At 71.7% G+C, this 21,527-nt stretch carries 18 protein-coding genes and 1 other RNA gene; 17 read left to right on the top strand and 2 right to left on the bottom strand.

Annotated features, from left to right (window positions below):
• Positions 1 to 398: 398 nt before the first annotated feature.
• Together prfB and ABZX40_RS23470 are read left to right on the top strand one after the other, a co-directional pair.
• Positions 399 to 1,505 (top strand): peptide chain release factor 2, encoded by a 1,107-nt coding sequence (gene prfB / locus ABZX40_RS23475; protein WP_355738446.1) that lies wholly within the window; start codon positions 399 to 401, stop codon positions 1,503 to 1,505.
• A gap of 347 nt (positions 1,506 to 1,852) precedes the next feature.
• Positions 1,853 to 2,485, top strand: a complete 633-nt coding sequence (locus tag ABZX40_RS23470; protein ID WP_355738449.1) for a hypothetical protein — start codon at positions 1,853 to 1,855, stop codon at positions 2,483 to 2,485.
• Positions 2,486 to 2,631: 146 nt separating this feature from the next.
• Here the strand turns inward: ABZX40_RS23470 and ABZX40_RS23465 are convergent, their stop codons facing one another.
• The gene (locus ABZX40_RS23465; protein ID WP_355738840.1) at positions 2,632 to 2,823 is read right to left on the bottom strand and encodes a hypothetical protein; all 192 of its coding nucleotides are present in this window, start codon (positions 2,821 to 2,823) and stop codon (positions 2,632 to 2,634) included.
• 271 nt (positions 2,824 to 3,094) lie between these two features.
• Here ABZX40_RS23465 and ftsE point away from each other — a divergent pair, with 271 nt between their 5' ends.
• The 5 genes from ftsE to ssrA all read left to right on the top strand — a co-directional run bounded on the left by ftsE (position 3,095) and on the right by ssrA (position 7,079).
• A complete protein-coding gene (gene ftsE, locus ABZX40_RS23460) occupies positions 3,095 to 3,784 on the top strand; it encodes a cell division ATP-binding protein FtsE (RefSeq protein WP_355738452.1) in 690 nt (229 codons plus the stop codon).
• 62 nt (positions 3,785 to 3,846) lie between these two features.
• Positions 3,847 to 4,764 carry a permease-like cell division protein FtsX gene (gene ftsX, locus ABZX40_RS23455; RefSeq protein ID WP_355738455.1) on the top strand — a complete coding sequence of 306 codons (918 nt, stop codon included), beginning with the start codon at positions 3,847 to 3,849 and terminating at the stop codon, positions 4,762 to 4,764.
• A 67-nt stretch (positions 4,765 to 4,831) separates the two neighbouring features.
• Positions 4,832 to 6,025: a S41 family peptidase gene (locus ABZX40_RS23450; protein WP_355738458.1), complete on the top strand. Its 1,194-nt coding sequence runs from the start codon at positions 4,832 to 4,834 to the stop codon at positions 6,023 to 6,025.
• An 89-nt stretch (positions 6,026 to 6,114) separates the two neighbouring features.
• A complete protein-coding gene (gene smpB, locus ABZX40_RS23445) occupies positions 6,115 to 6,594 on the top strand; it encodes an SsrA-binding protein SmpB (RefSeq protein WP_355738461.1) in 480 nt (159 codons plus the stop codon).
• 116 nt (positions 6,595 to 6,710) lie between these two features.
• Positions 6,711 to 7,079, top strand: a transfer-messenger RNA (tmRNA) gene (gene ssrA, locus ABZX40_RS23440).
• Between the two features lie 72 nt (positions 7,080 to 7,151).
• Here the strand turns inward: ssrA and ABZX40_RS23435 are convergent.
• On the bottom strand, positions 7,152 to 8,474 hold the full coding sequence (locus ABZX40_RS23435) for an MFS transporter (RefSeq protein ID WP_355738464.1): 1,323 nt from the start codon (positions 8,472 to 8,474) through the stop codon (positions 7,152 to 7,154).
• A gap of 95 nt (positions 8,475 to 8,569) precedes the next feature.
• Between ABZX40_RS23435 and ABZX40_RS23430 the strand changes: the two genes are divergently transcribed.
• From ABZX40_RS23430 to ABZX40_RS23385, 10 genes are all read left to right on the top strand, one after another.
• Positions 8,570 to 9,535, top strand: a complete 966-nt coding sequence (locus ABZX40_RS23430) for a LysR family transcriptional regulator (RefSeq protein ID WP_355738467.1) — start codon at positions 8,570 to 8,572, stop codon at positions 9,533 to 9,535.
• Positions 9,536 to 10,213: 678 nt separating this feature from the next.
• A complete protein-coding gene (locus tag ABZX40_RS23425; protein ID WP_355738469.1) occupies positions 10,214 to 11,314 on the top strand; it encodes a hypothetical protein in 1,101 nt (366 codons plus the stop codon).
• Positions 11,314 to 13,506 (top strand): glycosyltransferase, encoded by a 2,193-nt coding sequence (locus ABZX40_RS23420; protein ID WP_355738472.1) that lies wholly within the window; start codon positions 11,314 to 11,316, stop codon positions 13,504 to 13,506. Before ABZX40_RS23425 ends, ABZX40_RS23420 begins: the two co-directional genes overlap by 1 nt.
• Positions 13,503 to 14,894, top strand: a complete 1,392-nt coding sequence (locus ABZX40_RS23415) for an acyltransferase (protein ID WP_355738474.1) — start codon at positions 13,503 to 13,505, stop codon at positions 14,892 to 14,894. The genes ABZX40_RS23420 and ABZX40_RS23415 overlap by 4 nt, the downstream gene beginning before the upstream one ends.
• A gap of 178 nt (positions 14,895 to 15,072) precedes the next feature.
• Positions 15,073 to 15,702 (top strand): hypothetical protein, encoded by a 630-nt coding sequence (locus ABZX40_RS23410; protein ID WP_355738477.1) that lies wholly within the window; start codon positions 15,073 to 15,075, stop codon positions 15,700 to 15,702.
• 187 nt (positions 15,703 to 15,889) lie between these two features.
• Positions 15,890 to 17,290, top strand: a complete 1,401-nt coding sequence (locus tag ABZX40_RS23405) for a nitrate/nitrite transporter (protein WP_355738480.1) — start codon at positions 15,890 to 15,892, stop codon at positions 17,288 to 17,290.
• Between the two features lie 247 nt (positions 17,291 to 17,537).
• A complete protein-coding gene (locus ABZX40_RS23400) occupies positions 17,538 to 18,710 on the top strand; it encodes a uroporphyrinogen-III synthase (protein WP_355738483.1) in 1,173 nt (390 codons plus the stop codon).
• A 325-nt stretch (positions 18,711 to 19,035) separates the two neighbouring features.
• On the top strand, positions 19,036 to 19,635 hold the full coding sequence (locus ABZX40_RS23395) for a CGNR zinc finger domain-containing protein (RefSeq protein ID WP_355738485.1): 600 nt from the start codon (positions 19,036 to 19,038) through the stop codon (positions 19,633 to 19,635).
• Positions 19,636 to 20,077: 442 nt separating this feature from the next.
• Positions 20,078 to 20,599 carry a sigma-70 family RNA polymerase sigma factor gene (locus ABZX40_RS23390; RefSeq protein ID WP_010039908.1) on the top strand — a complete coding sequence of 174 codons (522 nt, stop codon included), beginning with the start codon at positions 20,078 to 20,080 and terminating at the stop codon, positions 20,597 to 20,599.
• Positions 20,600 to 20,649: 50 nt separating this feature from the next.
• Positions 20,650 to 21,426, top strand: coding sequence for a zf-HC2 domain-containing protein (locus ABZX40_RS23385; protein ID WP_355738488.1), 777 nt, complete (start codon positions 20,650 to 20,652; stop codon positions 21,424 to 21,426).
• Positions 21,427 to 21,527: the final 101 nt, after the last annotated feature.

Below are 21,527 nucleotides of genomic sequence, written 5' to 3'. Positions count from 1 at the left end.
ACCCACCGGCCCTGCGGTGACGCGTCCCCGGGCGGCGGCACGGAACACTCGGCTCCGCCGACCCCCTGACCGGCCCGCTCCTCGGACGCCGGGGGGGCTGAGAGACCCACCGGCCCTGCGGTGACGCGTCCCCGGGCGGCGGTACGGAACACTCGGCGCCGCCGACCCCCTGACCGGCCCGCTCCTCGGACGCCGGGGGAGCCGATAGACCCACCGGCCCCGCGAGGCCACAGCCGACGGTGGGCGCCGAGGCACTCAGGGGCGCGAGGAAGTGCGCGACCGGCCCCCACCGGCTCGCGCGCCCCCAGAAAGCCACCCCCTACCCTCACTCAGCGTGACCAAACGACCCCCCTCCCGCCCGGCGCTCCTCCCCCGGTGGAGCCGTTACGCTGGGGGACGTGGCAGTTGTCGACGTTTCCGAAGAGCTCAAGTCCCTCTCCTCGACCATGGAGTCGATCGAGGCCGTCCTGGACCTCGACAGGCTGAGGGCGGACATCGCCGTGCTTGAGGAGCAGGCGGCAGCGCCGTCCCTCTGGGACAACCCGGACGAGGCGCAGAAGATCACCAGCAAGCTGTCCCATCTCCAGGCCGAGGTCAGGAAGGCGGAGGCGCTGCGCGGGCGGATCGACGATCTCGCGGTGCTCTTCGAGATGGCCGAGGAGGAGGACGACCCGGACACCCGTGCCGAGGCCGAGTCCGAGCTGACCGCGGTGCGCAAGGCGCTGGACGAGATGGAGGTCCGTACCCTCCTGTCCGGCGAGTACGACTCCCGTGAGGCGCTGGTGAACATCCGCGCGGAGGCCGGCGGCGTGGACGCGGCCGACTTCGCCGAGAAGCTCCAGCGCATGTATCTGCGCTGGGCCGAGCAGCGCGGCTACAAGACGGAGGTCTACGAGACCTCGTACGCGGAGGAGGCCGGCATCAAGTCGACCACCTTCGCCGTGCAGTCGCCGTACGCCTACGGCACGCTCTCCGTGGAGCAGGGCACGCACCGGCTGGTGCGGATCTCGCCCTTCGACAACCAGGGCCGCCGCCAGACCTCCTTCGCGGGGGTCGAGGTGCTTCCGGTCGTGGAGCAGTCGGACCACGTCGAGATCGACGAGAGCGAGCTGCGGATCGACGTATACCGGTCCTCCGGGCCCGGCGGCCAGGGTGTCAACACCACCGACTCGGCGGTGCGCATCACCCACCTGCCGACCGGCATCGTCGTCTCCTGCCAGAACGAGCGCTCGCAGATCCAGAACAAGGCGTCCGCGATGAACGTGCTCCAGGCGAAGCTCCTCGACCGGCGACGCCAGGAGGAGCAGGCCAAGATGGACGCCCTCAAGGGCGACGGCGGCAACTCCTGGGGCAACCAGATGCGTTCCTATGTCCTGCACCCGTACCAGATGGTCAAGGATCTGCGCACGGAGTTCGAGGTGGGCAACCCCGAGGCCGTGTTCAACGGGGAGATCGACGGCTTTCTGGAGGCCGGGATTCGCTGGCGCAAGCAGCAGGACAAGTAGCCCGGCGGCCGACCGGCGCGCGATGCGACCGGAAACACCGCTTTGTCGACAAGGCAACTGCCGCCCTCCCGGTGGCAGTTGCCTTTTGTTCGCCCCCGATGTCTGGGTTTTACATCACACTCACACGCCACCCCGCCTGGCATTCACGCCGTATCGGGACATCGCGTACGCAACGGCCTTGACGTTGCTTTGAAAAATGGGAAGGGTGCACGGTGGCATGCGTTTTACCTGGGGCGCATGTGAACCGGGGGGCTTCACCATTTCTCGCGTCACCGCAGTGACCCCCGTTCGATCACCGCCCCGGAGCGCCGCCTCCCTGACGATGAGCTACTGGGGGTAGCAACCACATGACGAAGAAGACACGGATCCGTGTCGCGCGGTTGGCGGCGGGTGCCGTGATCGCCGCCGGTGCGTCGCTGACCGCCGCGGGAGCGGCCTCGGCGGCCGACACCGACGACTGCCTGCTCGGTGTGCTGTGCGCCGACGACGAGACGACTCCCTCGCCGCCGGAACCGACCGACCCCGGGATCCCGACGGATCCGAACCCGACCCCGACGCCCACACCGACCCCGACGCCGACCCCGACCCCGACCGATGTGCCCACCGATCCCACGGATGAGCCCACCGATCCCACGGATGAGCCCACCGAGCCGACGGAGGAGCCGGAGGAGCCCACCGAGGAGCCCACGGACCCGGGCCCCGGCGAGGAGCCGGGCGATGACGGCGGCACCGGCGGGGTGGGCCCCGACGGCGGCTCCGGCGAGTCCGCGCAGAACGAGGGCACCTCGTCGCTGACCGACACCGGCACCGAGACCCCGGCCGGCAGCACCACCCCGCAGGGCGGTGGCGACGAGCTGGCCGAGACCGGCGCCATGGAGACCACCTTCCTGGTGATCGGCGCCGCGACGATGATCGCCGGCGGTATCGGCTTCCGGGTGCTCCCGCGCCTGATGACCGGCCGGGGCGGCGCGGCGGCCTGATCGCCACCGAGAGTGACAGCGCAGTGACGAGAAGGGCTCGGAGCGGCGGCTCCGGGCCCTTCTCACATCGCTTCGGACGTTCAGATGTCTCGGATGTTTCGAGTGTGCCGGGTGCTTCGGGTCCTCAGGGGGCTCCCCCGGAGGGGCTACGCGGTCTGGTGCGCCAGCAGGGCCGCGGCGACGATCAGCAGCGCCAGCAGCGCGATCAGGGTCGCCGGATTGAGGCCCGCGAAAAGGTTGTCCTGCCGCAGGCGCTGGCGGCTGGCCCGGCAGACGGGACAGCGGCCCTCGCTCACGGGCGCGGCACAGTTAGCGCACACCAGCCGGTCGTACGTCATGCGCTCGCCCTCCTCACAAGTGCGTTCCACTCCGTTCAACGGCGCCCGGGCCGTGAACGTTCCCCACTCCACTGTGCCAGGTTCCGCCCGGCGCTGCGCCCCGACGCCGGGAGCGGGGTGACGGGGCCGGGCGCGGAAAAAGGCGGCGGCACGGAAAAGGCAGCCGTACAAAAAGGCACAAGCGTCACGCAACCGGGTCCGGTGACTGCGGGGGTGTGCCCCGGTCGCGTATGGTCACGCACATCTACCCCCGGCGACCCGTGGTGCATCCGTGATCCGATTCGACAATGTCTCCAAGGTCTACCCCAAGCAGACCCGCCCCGCACTCAGGGATGTGTCCCTGGAAGTGGAGAAGGGCGAGTTCGTGTTCCTCGTGGGGTCCTCCGGCTCCGGAAAGTCCACCTTCCTGCGGCTGATCCTCCGCGAGGAGCGGTGCAGCCACGGCCAGGTGCACATCCTGGGCAAGGACCTCGCCCGGCTGTCCAACTGGAAGGTCCCGCAGATGCGGCGCCAGCTCGGGACGGTCTTCCAGGACTTCCGGCTGCTGCCGAACAAGACGGTCGCCGAGAACGTGGCCTTCGCCCAGGAGGTCATCGGCAAGTCGCGCGGCGAGATCCGCAAGTCCGTCCCCCAGGTCCTGGAACTGGTCGGGCTCGGCGGCAAGGAGGACCGGATGCCGGGCGAGCTGTCCGGCGGCGAGCAGCAGCGCGTCGCCATCGCGCGGGCCTTCGTCAACCGGCCCAAGCTGCTGATCGCGGACGAGCCGACCGGCAACCTCGACCCGCAGACCTCCGTCGGCATCATGAAGCTGCTCGACCGGATCAACCGGACCGGCACCACCGTGGTGATGGCGACGCACGACCAGAACATCGTGGACCAGATGCGCAAGCGCGTCATCGAGCTGGAACAGGGTCGCCTCGTCCGCGACCAGGCCCGCGGCGTCTACGGCTACCAGCACTGACCGCCGCGGCCCCACCGGCCCGCAGTCCCGCAGACGTCCACGGAAAGGCTTAACCCGACGCCATGCGCGCCCAGTTCGTCCTGTCGGAGATCGGAGTCGGTCTCCGCCGCAATCTGACGATGACCTTCGCCGTCGTCGTCTCGGTCGCCCTGTCCCTGGCCCTCTTCGGTGGGTCGCTCCTGATGAGCGACCAGATCAACACCATGAAGGGCTACTGGTACGACAAGGTCAACGTCTCGATCTTCCTCTGCAACAAGTCCGACGCCGAGTCCGACCCCAACTGTGCCAAGGGCGCGGTCACCGAGGACCAGAAGAACCAGATCACCACCGACCTGGAGAAGATGTCGGTGGTCGACACGGTCACCCATGAGTCCCAGGACCAGGCGTACAAGCACTACAAGGAGCAGTTCGGCGACTCCCCGCTGGCCAGCTCGCTCACCCCGGACCAGATGCAGGAGTCCTACCGGATCAAGCTGGACGACCCGGAGAAGTACCAGGTGATCGCGACCGCCTTCAACGGGCGGGACGGCGTGCAGTCCGTCCAGGACCAGAAGGGCATCCTGGACAACCTGTTCGAGCTGCTCAACGGCATGAACGCGGCGGCCCTGGCGATCATGGCGCTGATGCTGGTGGTGGCGCTGATGCTGATCGTGAACACGGTCCGGGTCTCGGCGTTCAGCCGGCGGCGCGAGACCGGCATCATGCGCCTGGTCGGCGCCTCCGGCTTCTACATCCAGGCGCCGTTCATCATGGAGGCGGCCGTCGCCGGGCTCATCGGCGGTCTGGTCGCGTGCGGCTTCCTGGTGCTCGCCCGGTACTTCATCATCGATCACGGACTCGCCCTGTCCGAGAAGCTCAATCTGATCAACTTCATCGGCTGGGACGCGGTCCTCGCCAAGCTGCCGCTGATCCTCGCGACCAGTCTGCTGATGCCCGCCCTTGCCGCGTTCTTCGCGTTGCGCAAGTACCTGAAGGTGTGACACTCGCCCCGAGGGCCGTACGGTCAACCGGCCGTACGGCCCTTCGCGTTGTCCTAGACTCACCGCCATGTCAGGCCGCGACCTGTTCTGTCAGCCCCGCCGCTTCCGCCGCGGGGCCGCCCTGACATTGGTGTTCGCCGGCGTCCTGGTGGCCGGCGCCGCGACCGGCTCGCTCCCGGTCGCCGAGCCGCGCCCCGCACCCGAGCCGGGCACCACCAGCGCCGCCGCCCCCGCCGGGCGCCATGACGCCCCCGTCCCCGCCGGGCGCGAGGACATCGCCGAGGCCGCTGCCGAGGCCATGGCCGAGGGCAAGTCCCCGGTGGAGGCCGCCGAGCGGGCCGTCAGCCGCAGCGGAGAGCGCTGGGACGCCGTCTACACCGAGGGCGAGTACGCCGAGTTCGAGGAGGCCCTCGACGGCGAGTACACCGGCGTCGGGGTGTCGGCGCGGCGCGAGCGGGACGGGCGGATCGAGGTGACCGAGGTCTCCACCGGCTCGCCCGCCGCCGGAGCGGGCGTCCGCGCGGGGGACCGGCTGATGTCCGTCGACGGCCGGAGCGTCGCCGGACTCCCGGTCACCGAGGTGGTCGCCCTGCTGCGCGGCGACGCCGAGGACGCCGACGCCGGGACGAGCGTGCGCCTCGGGCTGGAACGGGGCACCCGCGCGTGGGAGCAGGTTCTGCGCCGCGCCCGGCTGTCCACCGACCCGGTCACCGTCAGCGCGCTGCCCGGCGGGGTCACGGTGATCAAGGTGATCGCCTTCACCAAGGGCTCCGGCGCCTCGGTCCGCGACGCCGTGCGCGAGGCCCCCGACGGCACCGGTGTCGTCCTCGATCTGCGCGGCAACTCCGGCGGACTGGTCACCGAGGCCGTCACCGCCGCCTCCGCCTTCCTGGACGGCGGTCTGGTCGCCACCTACGACGTCGACGGCGCCGAGCGGGCGCTGCACGCCGAGAGCGGCGGCGACACCGCCCGCCCCCTGGTCGCCCTGGTCGACGGCGGCACGATGAGCGCGGCCGAGCTGGTCACCGGCGCCCTCCAGGACCGGGGCCGGGCGGTCGTCGTCGGCTCCCGCACCTTCGGCAAGGGCTCCGTGCAGATGCCCACCCCGCTGCCGGACGGCTCGGTCGCCGAGCTGACCGTCGGCCACTACCGCACCCCGGCCGGCCGCACGGTCGACGGCGAGGGCATCACTCCCGACCTGGAGGCGGACGCCGGGGCACTGGACCGCGCGGAGACGGTCCTCACCGGGCTGGGGCGGTAGCCCCCCGGCCCGACGGGGTCCCGGACGGCGGCGGACGCGCATAATCACTTCCCGGCCACCCCCCGCGTAGTGCGAAAATGGTCCGCACTATGGCTAAGGAAAAAGGGCGCAAGCTGATCGCGCAGAACAAGAAGGCGCGGCACGACTACCACATCCTCGACACCTACGAGGCCGGACTGGTCCTCACCGGTACCGAGGTCAAGTCGCTGCGCCAGGGCCGGGCCTCGCTCGCCGACGGGTTCATCCAGCTCGACGGGCACGAGGCATGGCTCTACAACGTGCATGTCCCGGAGTACAGCCAGGGCACCTGGACCAACCACAGCGCCCGCCGCAAGCGCAAGCTGCTGCTGCACCGGGTGGAGATCGACAAGCTGGAGGCCAAGTCCGGCGAGTCCGGCTTCACCATCGTGCCGCTGGCCCTGTACTTCAAGGACGGCCGCGCCAAGGTCGAGATCGCCCTGGCGCGCGGCAAGAAGGAGTACGACAAGCGCCAGACCCTGCGCGAGAAGCAGGACCGGCGCGAGACCGAGCGGGCGGTGTCGGCGGTACGGCGGCGCCAGCGCGCGTGAGCCGTGCGGGGAGGGGCCCGGGGCGTCGCCGGGAATACGCTGGCACGTCGTCGCGCTGATCCCGTACGATGGAACAAGCGCCGGTTCACCCGGCGCGCTGATTGAAAACACCACATGGGGATGATCGGTTTCGACAGCGGTTGTCGAAGCAGGGGAAGCGTGTCGAGGAAGCGGCCATGATCTCGTAAACCACAGGCCGAAAACAATAATCGCCAATACCAAGCGCGATTCCTTCGCCCTCGCTGCCTAAGTAGCGACTTGCGAAGTGTCAGCCCGGGGGTGTTCCCGACCCGGATCCTGGCATCAGCTAGGGGACTAAACCTTGATCCCGGTCACGGGGTGAAGAGGGAAATCCAACAGTGACTGAGCCCGTCGGAGACTTGTCCGCGTGATCTCCGGGGCTGAGAAAATCGCAGCGGACTGCGCACGGAGAAGCCCTGATTCCGCACCGTTGGACGCGGGTTCGATTCCCGCCATCTCCACAATCTCCATGGCGAGGGCCCGGCAGTCACCGACTGCCGGGCCCTCGGTGTGTCCGGGCCGGGCCCGGCGCGCGCTCAGCGACGACGGGTCCGCAGGGCAAGCAGCAGGGCGAGGGCCGCCGCCGTGACCGGCAGCGCGTAGCCCACCGTGGGGGACAGCCGCTCGGCGACCCAGCCGCCGGTCGCCGCACCGCACGCGATCCCCGCGAGCAGCCCGGTCACCGCGAGGGTCATCGCCTCGTTCAGCCGGTCCGCCGGGGCCCGCCGCTGGATCAGGGTCATGCCCGTGATCATGGTCGGGGCGGTCGCCATCCCGGCGATCAGCAGCGCCACCGCCACTAGCGCAAGCGACCCGGTCAGCGCCGCGGCGAGCAGCGGCAGGGTCAGCAGGACGGCCATCGCGGCGATGCACCACGGATAGCGCCGCTCGGGCGTACCGGCCGGCCGCAGTGCCCCGTACGCCAGCCCCGCCGCGAACGAACCGGCCGCCTGGAGCCCGAGGACCGCGCCCGCCGCCGTCGGATGCCCGGCGGTGTCCGCGAAGGCCAGGGTGACCACCTCCATCGCACCGAACACCGCCCCCATGGCCAGGCAGATCACCAGCAGCGGCACCATCCCGGGCGCCCGCAGCGGCGGGGCGGACCCGGTCGCCGGGCGCGGCGGTGGCTCGGTCGCGCGCTGCGCCGTGAAGATCAGCACCCCGCTCACCAGCAGCACCACCCCGGTCAGAGTGCCCGCCTCCGGGAAGAACGTCCCGCTCAGGAACGCCGCCAGCACCGGCCCCAGCATGAAGCTCAACTCGTCGGCGGACTGCTCGAAGGAGTTCGCCGTGTGCCGGGCACCGGGGTCGTCCGCCAGCAGATACGCCCAGCGGGCCCGGGACATCCCGCCGATGTTCGGGGTGGTCGCGGTGGCGGCGTAGGAGGCGAACAGGGTCCAGGCGGGGGCGTCGTGGCGGACGCAGAGGACCAGGGCGAGGCTGCCGAGCACGGCGCACAGGGTGGCCGGTACGGCGATCCGCGCCTGGCCGTGCCGGTCGACCAGCCGGGCGATCCAGGGCGCGACGACCGCGGTGGCGGCGAGCCCGGTCGCGGAGACGGCCCCGGCGAGGGCGTACGAGTCGCGGGCCCCGGCGATCATCACCACCGCGCTCACACTGAACATGCCCATCGGCATCCGGGCCAGCAGATTGCCGGCGGTGAAGGCACGGGTGCCGGGGAGGGCGAAGAGCCGCCGGTAGGGGCCGGGCGCGGTGTGTCGCGGGGGTCGGCCGCGGGGCCGGTCGCGGGACCGGCCCCGGGGCCTGAGGTCGGCGGCGATCAGGGTGTCGGCGGTGACGGCGGGGGCGACGCCCGCTCGGGCGGGCGGCCGGTGACGTGCGTACGGGGGCTGCGGCATGGGGCCACGGTCGCCCGTGCGTGATCGTCCGGTCCAACACCTTCTGACCCTCTATTCACGCACCTGGGTTGTGAATCATGCGGTACGTTGCCGGGATGCCGGCCGACCTCGATCCCCGACTGCTCCGCTCCTTCGTCGCCGTGGCGGAGGAACTGCACTTCACCCGGGCCGCCGCCCGGCGCTATGTCTCCCAGCAGGCGCTCAGCCGGGACGTCCGGCGGCTGGAGCGGGAACTGGGGGCGGAGCTGTTCCTGCGCACCACCCGCCAGGTGACGCTCACCGCGGACGGGGAGCGGCTGCTGCCGTACGCGCGGCGGGTGCTGCGGGCGCAGGACGAACTGCTCGCGGAGTTCGGCCCGGCCCGCCCGCTGCTGGTCGATGTCAACTCACCGGGACTCGGCACCGCCCGCCGGGTCCTGCTGCGGGCCCGTGAACTCGCCCCCGACCTGGAGCTGATGGCCCGCTACGAGAGCGGGCTGACCTGGGCGGCGGGGGAGTTGCTGGCCGGGCGGCTGGACGCCTCCTTCGGCCGGTTCGCCGGACTGGACCCGGCACTGCGGGCCGGTCTCGAACAGCAGCCCGTACGTTTCGAGCCAATGGCGGTGCTGCTGCCGCTGGCCCATCCACTGGCCGAAACCGATACGGTGCCGCTCGCCGCCCTGGCGGGGGAGTCGGTGTACGCCGGGGACGGCAATCCACGGACGCCGGAGTGGACCGACCTGGCACGTCACCTGTTCGAGGGACGTGGCATCAAGGTCGCGTCACCCCATCCGCTGGCGATCGGCGAGGAGGAGTTCCAGCGGGTGATGGCGAAGACGGGCGCCCCGATCCTGGTCGTGCAGGAGTTTCCGGCCATGCCCGGGACCGTGCACCGGCCGCTGGTCGATCCGGTGCCGCTGTCGCCGGTGTCCCTGGTCTGGCGAAAAGGGCTGGTGCATCCCGGTCTCACCGCGCTCCGCCGGGCGGCGGCCCAGCTCGGAGCGGCCGAGGGATGGCTGCGGCGATCCCCGGGGGGATGGATTCCGGCCATCGACGCTCAGGTGATGAACGTCCACGATTGACACACGGCGAACACGATTCCCGCGCGTACGCTACATTCGTCGCGCGAGCACGGTGTGGTAATGGGGGCGCTGGAACCGGGAGGGGAACCGGTTCGGTCGACGAGTGCTCGGTGTCGTCCGCGCTTCCGGAACTGTCCCGTGGGGGGAAGTGCGTACGTGAACAAGTGGCGAGAAGACGCCCAACCGGAATGGCCCGCGCCCGCAACCGCGAGAGGTGATCTTTCGGCCACCGGGGGAGCGACCAGGGAGTCCGGGGGCCGCTACCAGGACCGGGACGGCGACGAGAGCGGCGATGCGGAGGCGGACTCAGGCCCCTCCACCGCCTCCCCTGCCCCCGACGGCCCCGGGAAGCCTACGGAGCCGTTCCGGGCGTTCGAGCCACGGCGCCCTAAGGGGGGACCGGGGGGCCGGGCGTTCGGCGAGCTGTCCGCCGAGGGCGGTGCCGGGGCTTTCGCCGGGGAGGGCGAGGGGCTGCCGCCCGTGGATGCCGCGCCGGAGTCTGCCTCTGCCGCCGGTCGGGCCGACGGGCCCTCTGTCGGTTCCTGGGGTGTGCCGCTTGCCGGGGAGACCGAGGTGCTGCCGATGGTGGATGCCGTCCCCGAGTCCGGGTCCGTTGCCGGTCGGGCTGACGGGCCGTCTGTTGGTTCCTGGGGTGTGCCGCTTGCCGGGGAGACCGAGATGCTGCCGACGATCGATGCCGCGCCGGAGCTCGCCTCCGCCGCCGGTCGGGCCGGTGTGACCGAGCCAGCCCCCGCGTCCGCCGCCCGTCCGGCAGAAGCGCCCGCCCCCACCCCCGGCCGGACCGGCGCACCCCCCGTCGGTTCCTGGGGCGTCCCCCTCACCGGTGCGACCGAGGTGCTGCCGCCCACCGCGGTGCGGCGGCCCGGCGTCGGGGACGGTACCGCCGTGCTCCCGCTGCGGGACCCCTGGGGGCAGCCGGATGAGGGGGAGGTCTCCGGAGCCGGTCGGGCCGCGCATGCCCATGATCCGCACGAGGTGACCGTCCAAATGGACGCGGTGCAGGTCGGGGAGAGCGGCGTGGTGCGCGCGGCGCCCGGGGACGGGCCCGACGGCGGCGGCGACGGACCCGTGTTCGTCGACGCGACCGGGCGGCGCAGCAGGCGGTACCGGCGGATCGGTATGGCGGTGGCGCTGGCCTGCGCGGTCTACGCGGTCGTCATCGTCGCCACCCTGATGTCCGGGAACTCCCACGCGCCCTGGCTGCCGGTGCCGGGACAGCAGGACGGGCAGCCCGCCGGACAGGTGGACACCACCCCCGAACCGCGGACCTCCGCCGAGTCCGCCGACCCGAGCGCGACCGCCACCGACCCGTCGCCGTCGGCGACCGAGGACACCACCCCCTCGCCCGGCGCGGACCCCACCGCGACCGACGAGGCCACCGCCTCCGCCGACCCCGGTACCTCCGAGGAACCCGAGCCCCCCGCCGGGACCGGCGGTACGGCCACCAAGCCCGGCACCGGCCCGACCGACCCCGGCACGGAGCCGTCGCCCCCGGTCACCACCTCGCCCGACCCGGGCACCCCCACCGACACGCCGTCCAGCCCGCAGAACCCCGACCCCTCCTCGACGCCTCCCGGCGAGGCGGGCGGCATCCAGGGGGACGGGGCGGCCGAGGTGCAGGGCGGTGCGGCCGACCCCGTGTCCCTGACCGCGCCCGGCACCGGGACCCGCGCGGCCCCCTCCCCGCTCCTCTCCCTCTCCCTCCCCCTTCCCCTCCCTCTCCCCGCATCCTCCCCGTCCCCGGAGTACCTCCTCTGATGGCAACCCGCTCCCGCCGCAGGGGCTCCGCCCCCTCCGGCCCACGGCGCCGCCGCGTGCCCATGCGGCTGCTGCTCCCCTCGCTCGTCCTGGTCGCCCTGATGGCGATGTTGATGCTGCGGGGATATGTGCACAGCGAGATCCTGGCCGATCACCGGGTCCAGGACCCGGTCTCCAAGAGCGAGGTCCCGCAGGACGTCCTCAAGGGCGGTCCGGTGATCGACTCCCGGGACGGCGGGCGCAGCAGTCTGCGCCTGCCCGACCATGAACTGGTCCTGACCTTCGACGACGGCCCGGACCCGGTCTGGACCCCGAGAGTGCTGGACGTCCTGAAGGAGCACGACGCGCATGCCGTCTTCTTCATCACCGGGACCATGGCCTCCCGCTATCCGAAGCTGGTGCAGCGGATCGTGGACGAGGGTCATGAGATCGGGCTGCACACCTTCAACCACCCCGATCTCTCCCTCCAGTCCAAGGGGCGCATCGACTGGGAGCTGTCCCAGAACCAGCTGGCGCTGGCGGGCGCGGCGGGGATCCGCACCTCGCTGTTCCGGCCGCCGTACTCGTCCTTCGCCTGGGCCATGGACAACGAGACCTGGCCGGTGACCGAGTACATCGGCAGCCGGGGTTACATCACCGTCGTCAACGACGCGGACAGCGAGGACTGGAAGCGGCCCGGCGTCGAGGAGATCATCCGGCGGGCGATGCCGAAGGAGGAGGACCGGGGCGCGATCGTGCTGATGCACGACTCGGGAGGCGATCGTTCGCAGACCGTGGCCGCGCTCGACCGGTACATACCGCGTCTCCAGGACAAGGGCTACCGCTTCAGCACCCTGACCAAGGCGCTGGACGCGCCCAGCGCGCACACCCGGGTCACCGGTCTGGAGGCGGCGAAGGGCGACGCCTGGGTGTTCCTGGTGCAGGCGTCCGAGCGGATCACGGATGTGCTGGTGGTCGGGCTCGCGGTGATCGGCGTCCTGGTGTTCGGGCGCTTCGGGATGATGCTGATCCTCTCCGTGGCGCATGCGCGCAAGGTCCGGCGCCACGACTTCCGCTGGGGACCGCCGATCACCGAACCGGTGACGGTGCTGGTACCGGCGTACAACGAGGCGAAGTGCATCGAACAGACTGTTCGTTCGCTGGCCGCAAGTGATCATCCGATCGAAGTGATCGTCGTGGACGATGGTTCGACCGATGGAACAGCGCGGATCGTCGAGGATCTGCGGCTGCCGGGTGTGCGGGTGGTGCGCCAGCTCAACGGCGGCAAGCCCGCCGCCCTGAACCGGGGCATCGCCAACGCGAGCCACGATCTGATCGTGATGATGGACGGCGACACGGTCTTCGAACCGGCCACCGTCCGCGAACTGGTCCAGCCGTTCGGCGACCCGCGCGTGGGCGCGGTCGCCGGCAACGCCAAGGTCGGCAACCGCGACTCGCTGATCGGCGCCTGGCAGCACATCGAGTATGTGATGGGCTTCAACCTGGACCGCCGGATGTACGACATCCTGCGCTGCATGCCGACCATCCCCGGCGCGGTCGGCGCGTTCCGCCGCTCGGCGCTGGAACGCGTCGGCGGGATGAGTGACGACACGCTCGCCGAGGACACCGACATCACCATGGCCCTGCACCGCGACGGCTGGCGGGTCGTCTACGCGGAGAACGCCCGCGCCTGGACCGAGGCCCCCGAGTCCGTCCAGCAGCTCTGGTCGCAGCGCTACCGGTGGTCGTACGGCACCATGCAGGCGATCTGGAAGCACCGCAGGGCGCTGGTGGACCGGGGCCCCTCCGGCCGTTTCGGGCGGGTCGGCCTTCCCCTGGTCTCGCTCTTCATGGTCCTCGCCCCGCTCCTCGCCCCCCTCATCGACGTCTTCCTCCTCTACGGCCTGGTGTTCGGCCCGACGGAGAAGACGGTCGGCGCGTGGGCGGGCGTCCTGCTCATCCAGGCGGTCTGCGCCGCGTACGCCTTCCGGCTGGACCGGGAGCGCATGACCCATCTGATCTCGCTGCCCCTCCAGCAGATCCTCTACCGCCAGCTCATGTACGTCGTACTGCTCCAGTCCTGGATCACGGCGCTGACCGGGGGGCGGCTGCGGTGGCAGAAGCTGCGGCGGACGGGGGCACTGGGGGCACCCGGCGGAACGGTTCCCGGGCAGCGCCCGGCGGGCAGTGGCGACCGGAGGCCGGTGTCATGACCGACCCGTATCCCTCGCCGTCCCCGTATCCCTCCTCGTCCCCGTATCCCTCCTCGTCCCCGTACTCCTCCCCGTCCCCATCTCCCGCCGTCCCGGGGGCGACGGTCCCGTCGCAGGGCGTTCCGGAGCGGCGGGACGCCGGGCCGGGACCGGCTGACGCGGCTGACGCGGTGGGCGCGCGGCCGGGCGGCCGGGACCGGTATCTGGATCTGCTGCGCTCGATCGCGCTGGTCCGGGTGGTCGTGTACCACCTCTTCGGCTGGGCCTGGCTGACCGTGCTGTTCCCGTCGATGGGCGTGATGTTCGCGCTGGCGGGCTCGCTGATGGCCCGGTCGCTGAAGCGTCCGGCCCGGGGTGTGATCCAGGGCCGGATCCGCAGGCTGCTGCCCCCGCTGTGGGCGTTCGCGGCGGTGGTGCTGGTGCTGATGTTCGCCGGTGGCTGGGATCCGGGGCGGGACGGGGACGGGGCGGTCTGGGGCTGGCTGAAGGTCCTGAACTATCTCTTCCCGTTCGGTGCGCCGCCCTTCCCCTGGCAGATCGGTTCCAAGTCCGGGCTGCTGGAGGACACCTGGGCGGTGCAGGCGGCGGGACCCCTGTGGTACCTGCGCGCCTACCTCTGGTTCGTGATCGCCTCGCCGCTGCTGCTGTGGGCCTTCCGCCGGGCGCCCTGGGCGACGCTGCTCGCCCCGCTCGCCCTCACGGCGATCCTCGGTACGGGCCTGGTGACCATCCCCGGCGAGACCGGCAACGCGGTGACCGACTTCACGGTCTACGGCGGCTGCTGGGTGCTGGGCTTCGCCCATCACGAGGGCCTGCTCAAGCGCGTCCCGCGCTACGCGGCCGTCTCCTGCGCCGCGCTGGTGATGGCGTTCGGACTGTGGTGGGCCTCGGGGCATCTCGGCCCGGACGGCTGGGACCTGAACGACATCCCCCTGGCCCAGGCCACCTGGTCCTTCGGTTTCGTGGTGCTCCTGCTCCTCTACTCGCCCTCCTGGCGGGAACTGCCGGGCCGACTGGCCCGATGGGACAAACTGGTCACCCTCTCCAACAACCGCGCGGTCACGATCTATCTGTGGCACAACATGCTGATCATGGCCACGGTCCCGCTCATCGACCTCGCCTACGACGTGCCCTTCATGCAGAACGAGGGCGCGGTCGCCGCGCTCGACTCCACCTACACGCTCTGGATGTTCGTACTGGTCTGGCCCCTGATCGGACTGGCGATCCTGGCCGTCGGCTGGGTCGAGGACATCGCCGCGAAGCGCCGGCCCCGGCTGTGGCCGAACGGGGCGCCGGGCGGGAAGCGGGGGCGGGGCGGGGGTGGTGGCGGGAGCCGAGGGGGCGGCCGAGGGGGCAGCCGGGGCGGGAGCCGGAAGCGGCTGAGGTGACCGCCGATCACGCTGATCACGTCGATCAGGACGGTTTGGTTGATCACGCCGATCACGTCGATCACGCCGGTTTGGTCGATCACGCCGATTACGCCAATCACTCCGATCACACTCCGATCGCGTTGATATCGTTGAAAGTTGACGTACATCGCCAGCCGAGGTCGGGGGAGGCCCGCGGATGCGCAAGCGCCTGGTCAGGAAGATGTTCCGGGGTATGGCCGAGGGCGGGCCCGTCCGGCTCACCGTGCGGTTCGCCGGGCTGAGGACGATGGCCCGGCTCGCCCTCCTCGCCGAGCAGTTCGGGTATCGGTACGTGGACGCCTCACAGGGGCGGGAGGAGATGTTCCTGTTCCTCCAGCCCGACCCCAGCCCGGAGGGCCTGGCGCGGGCCGCCGAGAACCGGGCGCGGTATCCGGACGCGGCCACCGGCGGTCCCCGGCCTCCGCTGGTCGACAAGGACGTGGCGCTGTTCCGGATGAGGATCGAATGGGACCTCCAGACGGGGCTGAGCGACAGGGTGCGGCTGCTGCTCTGGTGTCTGTTGATCGTCCCGACCTCCGCCGCGATCATGTTCCGGTTCCAGGACCACCCCACCGTCGTCGCCGTCACCGGGATCTCCTGCGGGGTGCTGTTCGTCGTCCCGGTGCTGTTCGGGGTGTATGTCCTGCCGGGGATGCGGGCCCGGCAGGAGGCGCGGATGGTGGCCGCCGGGTTTGTCCGGGTCACCGATCCGGACGGTCGGCCGCGGTACGTCCCGGCCGACCCGCATCTCCAGGCGCCCGGCAACCCCTTCGCCGTCGGCCGCTAGGAGGCCGCCGCCCCATCTCTCACCCACCTCCCCCCCCCCGCGTGAGAGCAACGTTCCTCCCCGGTCACCCGCCGCCACAGGGCCGAAACGACGCCTCTCTACCTTCGGATCAGCCGCTCGCAGAACCCCGAGCAGAGCCCAGGAAGAGCCAGGCAGACCCCGAGCCCCGGAGCACCGTGGAGGCGTCATGACAGCCCCGAGTACGGCAGACACCGAGCCCTCGTCCCCCACCGCCCCCGGGCGCGGCAGCCGCTGGATCCAGCGCTGGGACCCCGAGGACGAGACCTTCTGGCGGGAGGGCGGGGAGAAGGTCGCCCGGCGGAATCTGCTCTTCTCGATCCTCTCCGAGCACATCGGGTTCTCCATCTGGACCGTGTGGTCGGTGCTCGTGCTGTTCATGGGCCCCGAGTACGGGCTCACCCCCGCCGACAAGTTCTTCCTCGTCTCCATGGCCACCCTCGTCGGCGCCGTCGTCCGCGTCCCCTACACCTTCGCCGTCGCCCTCTTCGGCGGCCGGAACTGGACCATCGTCTCGGCCGCCGCGCTGCTCGTGCCGACCGTCGTCGCCTTCGCGGTGATGGAGCCGGGGACCTCGTACACCACCTTCCTGCTCTGCGCGATGCTCGCCGGGGTCGGGGGCGGGAACTTCGCCTCCTCCATGACCAACATCAACGCCTTCTTCCCGCTGCGGAGGAAGGGGTGGGCGCTCGGGCTGAACGCCGGGGGCGGGAACATCGGCGTGCCGGTGATGCAGTTGGTCGGGCTCGCCGTGATCGGGGCGGGGGGCGGGCCGCGCGTCCTGCTCGGGATCTACATCCCCTTCATCGTGCTGGCCGCCGTCCTCGCCGCGCTCCGCATGGACAATCTCGCCAGTCTGCGCAACGACACCGGCGCCGCGCGGGACGCCGTACGCGAACCGCACACCTGGATCATGTCCGTCCTCTACATCGGGACGTTCGGGTCGTTCATCGGGTACAGCTTCGCGTTCGGGCTGGTGCTCCAGACCCAGTTCGGCCGGACGCCGCTCCAGGCCGCCTACGTCACCTTCATCGGGCCGCTGCTCGGGTCCCTCATCCGGCCCCTGGGCGGGGCCCTCGCCGACAAGTACGGCGGCGCCCGGATCACCCTGTGGAACTACGTCGGCATGGCCGCCGCCACCGGGTTCGTGATCCTCGCCAGCGTCCAGGAGTCGCTGCCGCTGTTCACCGTCGCCTTCATCCTGCTGTTCGTGCTCAGCGGGCTCGGCAACGGGTCCACGTACAAGATGATCCCGGGGATCTTCCAGCGCCAGGCGCTGGGCAGGGGGCTCACCGGGGAGGCCGCCGCCGCGTACGGGCGGCGGCTGTCCGGGGCGTCCATGGGGCTCATCGGAGCCGTCGGCGCGCTCGGCGGACTCGGGATCAACCTCGCCTTCCGGCAGTCCTTCCAGAGCACCGGCACCGGCACCGGGGCGTTCGTCGCCTTCCTCGCCGTCTACGGTCTCTGCTCCGTCCTGACCTGGGCCGTATACCTTCGCCGCCCCGCCGAACGGACCGCGGACCGGACCACCGCCGAGCCGAGGACCGCGCCCCGGTACGCCGAGGTCTGACACCCCCGGTGCACCCGTAACACCGGTGACATCACCCCGATCCGAGCCTGTCACGCGCCGTTGACAGGCTCGATCGGCATGTGAACGACCGGCAGACACCACCGCGTCCCACCGAGGAGACGAGAGCAGGCCCCCCACCCGCGCCCCCGCCGGCCTTTCCCGAACAGCCCCGAGCAGCCGCTAGCCGTTCTGAGCCGTTCTGAGACGCCACGAGCCGCCCCGAGACGAACGAGAGTCGACGAGAGCCATGGACGACGACGCCCAGCGACCATCCGCAGCCCCCGGCCCCCTGTCGGGGTTCACCGTCGGCGTCACCGCCGCCCGGCGTGCCGACGAACTGGGCGCGCTGCTGCGCCGCCGCGGGGCCGCCGTCCTGCACGCCCCCGCCCTGCGGATCGTGCCGCTCGCCGACGACGGTGAACTCCTCGTCGCCACCGGGGAACTGATCCGGCGTGCCCCGGACGTCGTCGTCGCCACCACCGCCATCGGCTTCCGGGGCTGGGTCGAGGCCGCCGACGGCTGGGGGCTCGGCGAGGCGCTGCTCGACCGGCTGCGCGGGGTGGAACTCCTCGCCCGCGGCCCCAAGGTCAAGGGCGCGATCCGGGCCGCCGGGCTCACCGAGAAGTGGTCGCCGTCCAGCGAGTCCATGGCCGAGGTGCTCGACCGGCTCCTGGAGGAGGGCGTCGAGGGGCGGCTCGTCGCCGTCCAGTTGCACGGCGAGCCGCTGCCCGGGTTCGTCGAGGCGCTGCGCGCGAGCGGCGCCGAGGTCATCGGCGTCCCCGTCTACCGGTGGATGCCGCCGGAGGACATCGGACCCGTCGACCGGCTCCTGGACGCCACCCTCACCCGCGGCGTCGACGCCCTCACCTTCACCAGCGCGCCCGCCGCCGCCTCCCTGCTGTCCCGCGCCGGGGAGCGCGGCCAGCTGCCGGAGCTGCTCGCCGCCTTTCACCACGATGTCCTGCCGGTCTGCGTCGGACCGGTCACCGCGCTGCCGCTCCAGGCCCATGGCGTCGGCACCCTCCAGCCCGAACGGTTCCGGCTCGGCCCCCTCGTCCAACTGCTGTGCCAGGAACTGCCCGGCCGGGCCCGCACCCTGCCGCTGGCCGGGCACCGGGTCGAGATCCGGGGCCACGCCGTCCTGGTCGACGGCGCCCTCAAACCCGTACCGCCCGCCGGGATGTCCCTGCTGCGGGCACTGTCCCGGCGGCCCGGGTGGGTGGTCGCCCGCGCCGAACTGCTGCGCGCGCTGCCCGGCTCCGGCCGCGACGAGCACGCCGTCGAGACCGCCATGGCCCGGCTCCGCACCGCCCTCGGCGCCCCCAGGCTGATCCAGACCGTCGTCAAGCGCGGCTACCGGCTGGCCCTGGACCCGGCCGCGGACAGCAAGTACGCGGAGGCGCCGACTGCGGGGTCCTAGGGTCTGCCCTCCGGTGTTCCTGGGTTCCGTCTGCCGGTGTTCCCCGGGCTCCGCCCTCCGGTGTTCCTGGGTTCCCGTCTGCGGGTGTTCCGGGGCTCCGTCCGGTGTTCCCGGGCTCCGCCCTCCGCTGTTCCTAGGCCCCGCCCTCCGCCCTCGGGTGTTCCCGGGCCTCGCCCTCCCGTTCCCGGGTTCCAGGCGGGCGCCGTCGGTTCCCAGGACTTCCGGTCGCCGGAGCGGGCAGGCACTGTAAGAGGAACGGTTCCCCCTCTCCCGCGGCCTCCTCGCGCCGCGCTCCCCAGGGCAACCCTTAGGCGGTGACAGGCACATGGCACTCGGCACGGCCACGGCCCCGTACGAGCCGCGGTTCGACACTGGACGTCTCTCCCTCGACCTGCTCGCGACCACCCACCCCGCCGAACGGCTCGGCTCCCTCGCCGACCTGCGCGCCTGGATCACCGGCTCCGGACTGGTCCCGTCCGGCACCCCCCTCACCCATGCCGACGCCGCCTGGCCGGCGGCCTTCCGTGAACTCCGCGCCCATCTCGACGCGCTGATCCGCTCCCGCCTCACCCCCGGACCCCGGACCGCCGCCGCCTCCCTGATCAGGGTCAACGCCCTCGCCCGCGCCGCCGCGCCCCCGGCCCCGCGCGCCGTACGCGCCGCCGACGGGGATCTCGTACGGGAGCTGGCCGGGCCGCCCGAGTGCGCGGAACTGCTCGCGGCGCTGGCCCGGGACGCGGTGGAGCTGCTCACCGACCCGGTGGCGTGCGCCGGGCTGCGGCAGTGCGCGGGGGACAACTGCCCCGTCGTCTATCTGGACACCTCCCGGGGCCGCCGGCGCCGCTGGTGCTCCAGCGAGGTGTGCGGGAACCGGGAGCGGGTGGCCCGGCACCGGCGCCGGGTCGCGGCGCTGGCTCGGGCGTGAGGGTGAGGGTGAGGGTGCGGTTCTGGGACCGCCACCGGCACCGGTACCGGCACCGGCATCGGCACCGCCATGGGCACCGCCATGGGCACCGGCATTGGCACCGGGACCGGCACACCGGGGCTGAGGCGCGCGCAGGGCACCCCAACACCCCACCCACCCCTGTGAGATACGCAACACCCCGTTTCCCCACCGGAGTTCACGGGTAGTGGTGCCCCTCTTGTCACTGTGGGGGAAATGTAAAGGTCACGCGGTGAGAATGTGCGGTCATGTCCCGGTCGTCACAGCGGCGTGCGGAAACCGTGACCCCCCTTTGAACACCGGGCCCCCGGTGTCCGTACCCGGTGTCGAGCGACCGACTCGGGGGAACCCCCGGACACCGGAGGTGGGCGTGCGCAAGGATGCGGCCGTGGCCAATGAACGTGGATCGAGGGCCCGACATCGCATGTCCCAGCCCTCGGAACCGGACGAGGAGCTGATGCGCGCGCTGTACCGCGAGCACGCCGGACCGCTGCTCGCCTATGTGCTGCGGCTGGTCGCGGGCGACCGGCAGCGTGCCGAGGACGTGGTGCAGGAGACGCTCATCCGTGCCTGGAAGAACGCCGGTCAGCTCAACCGAGCGACCGGATCGGTACGCCCCTGGCTGGTGACGGTCGCGCGCCGCATCGTCATCGACGGCCACCGCAGCCGGCAGGCCCGGCCGCAGGAGGTCGATCCGTCGCCGCTGGAGGTCATCCCCGCGGAGGACGAGATCGACAAGGCGCTGTGGCTGATGACGCTGTCCGACGCCCTCGACGACCTGACCCCGGCCCACCGGGAGGTGCTTGTCGAGACGTACTTCAAGGGGCGTACCGTCAATGAGGCGGCCGAGACCCTGGGGATACCCAGCGGCACGGTGCGGTCCAGGGTGTTCTACGCCCTGCGCTCGATGAAGCTGGCACTGGAGGAGCGGGGGGTGACGGCGTGATGAACACTTACGGGGGATACGGATCAGGGGGCCCGGGTATGTCTGGCTCCATGCAGCAGGGAACAGCGGGCCCGAACGAGCACGAGACCGTCGGCGCCTACGCCCTCGGCATCCTCGACGACGCGGAGGCGACCGCGTTCGAGGCGCACCTGGCCGGCTGCGAATGGTGTGCGCAGCAACTGGACGAGCTGGCCGGGATGGAGCCCATGCTGGCCGCCCTCGCCGATCTGCCCGGCACCGGCACCCCCGCGATCGGCGAGTCGCTGTCCGCCAGGCCCTCCCCGAGGCTCGCGGAGAAGCTGGTCGACGAGGTCGCCGAACGCCGGGCGCAGAAGCGGCGCCGCTCCTTCTACATGGTGGCCGCCGCCGCCGCGCTGATCGTGGGCGGACCTTTCGTGGCCGTGGCCACCAACGGCGGGAGCGAGGGCGGCGGCTCCCCGAGCCCCACCGTCGAGGCGGCGGCGAGCCCCGCGAAGACCGCGTTCGACGCCATGCCCGACCGGGCCTCCGCGACCGACCCCACCACCGAGGTCAGCGCCACGGTCGCGATGCAGGAGAAGGCGTGGGGCACCGACGGCGTCCTGGAGCTGAAGAACGTCAAGGGCCCGCTCAAGTGCTCCCTCATCGCCGTCGGCGAGAACGGCGAGCGCGAGTCGATGAGCACCTGGTCCGTCCCCGAGTGGGGCTACGGCATCGAGGGCGCTCAGACCGAGCAGGCCAGGAATCCGCTCTACATCCAGAGCGGCGCCGCCTTCAAGCCGGGCGAGATCGACCGCTTCGAGGTCGTCACCATCGACGGCGAGAAGCTGGTGGAGATCGACGTCTGAGCAGGGGCGCTTTGAGCTGGGGCGCCCTGAGCCGGGGCACCCGGTGCGGCGCCCTGACCGGCGACCGAACCGACGTTCGAACAGACGTCCGGGCCGGTGTC

Source organism: Streptomyces sp. NPDC004610, from assembly GCF_040609715.1.
Taxonomy (GTDB): Bacteria; Actinomycetota; Actinomycetes; order Streptomycetales; family Streptomycetaceae; genus Streptomyces.
This window is presented reverse-complemented; position numbering and strand designations above follow the sequence as displayed.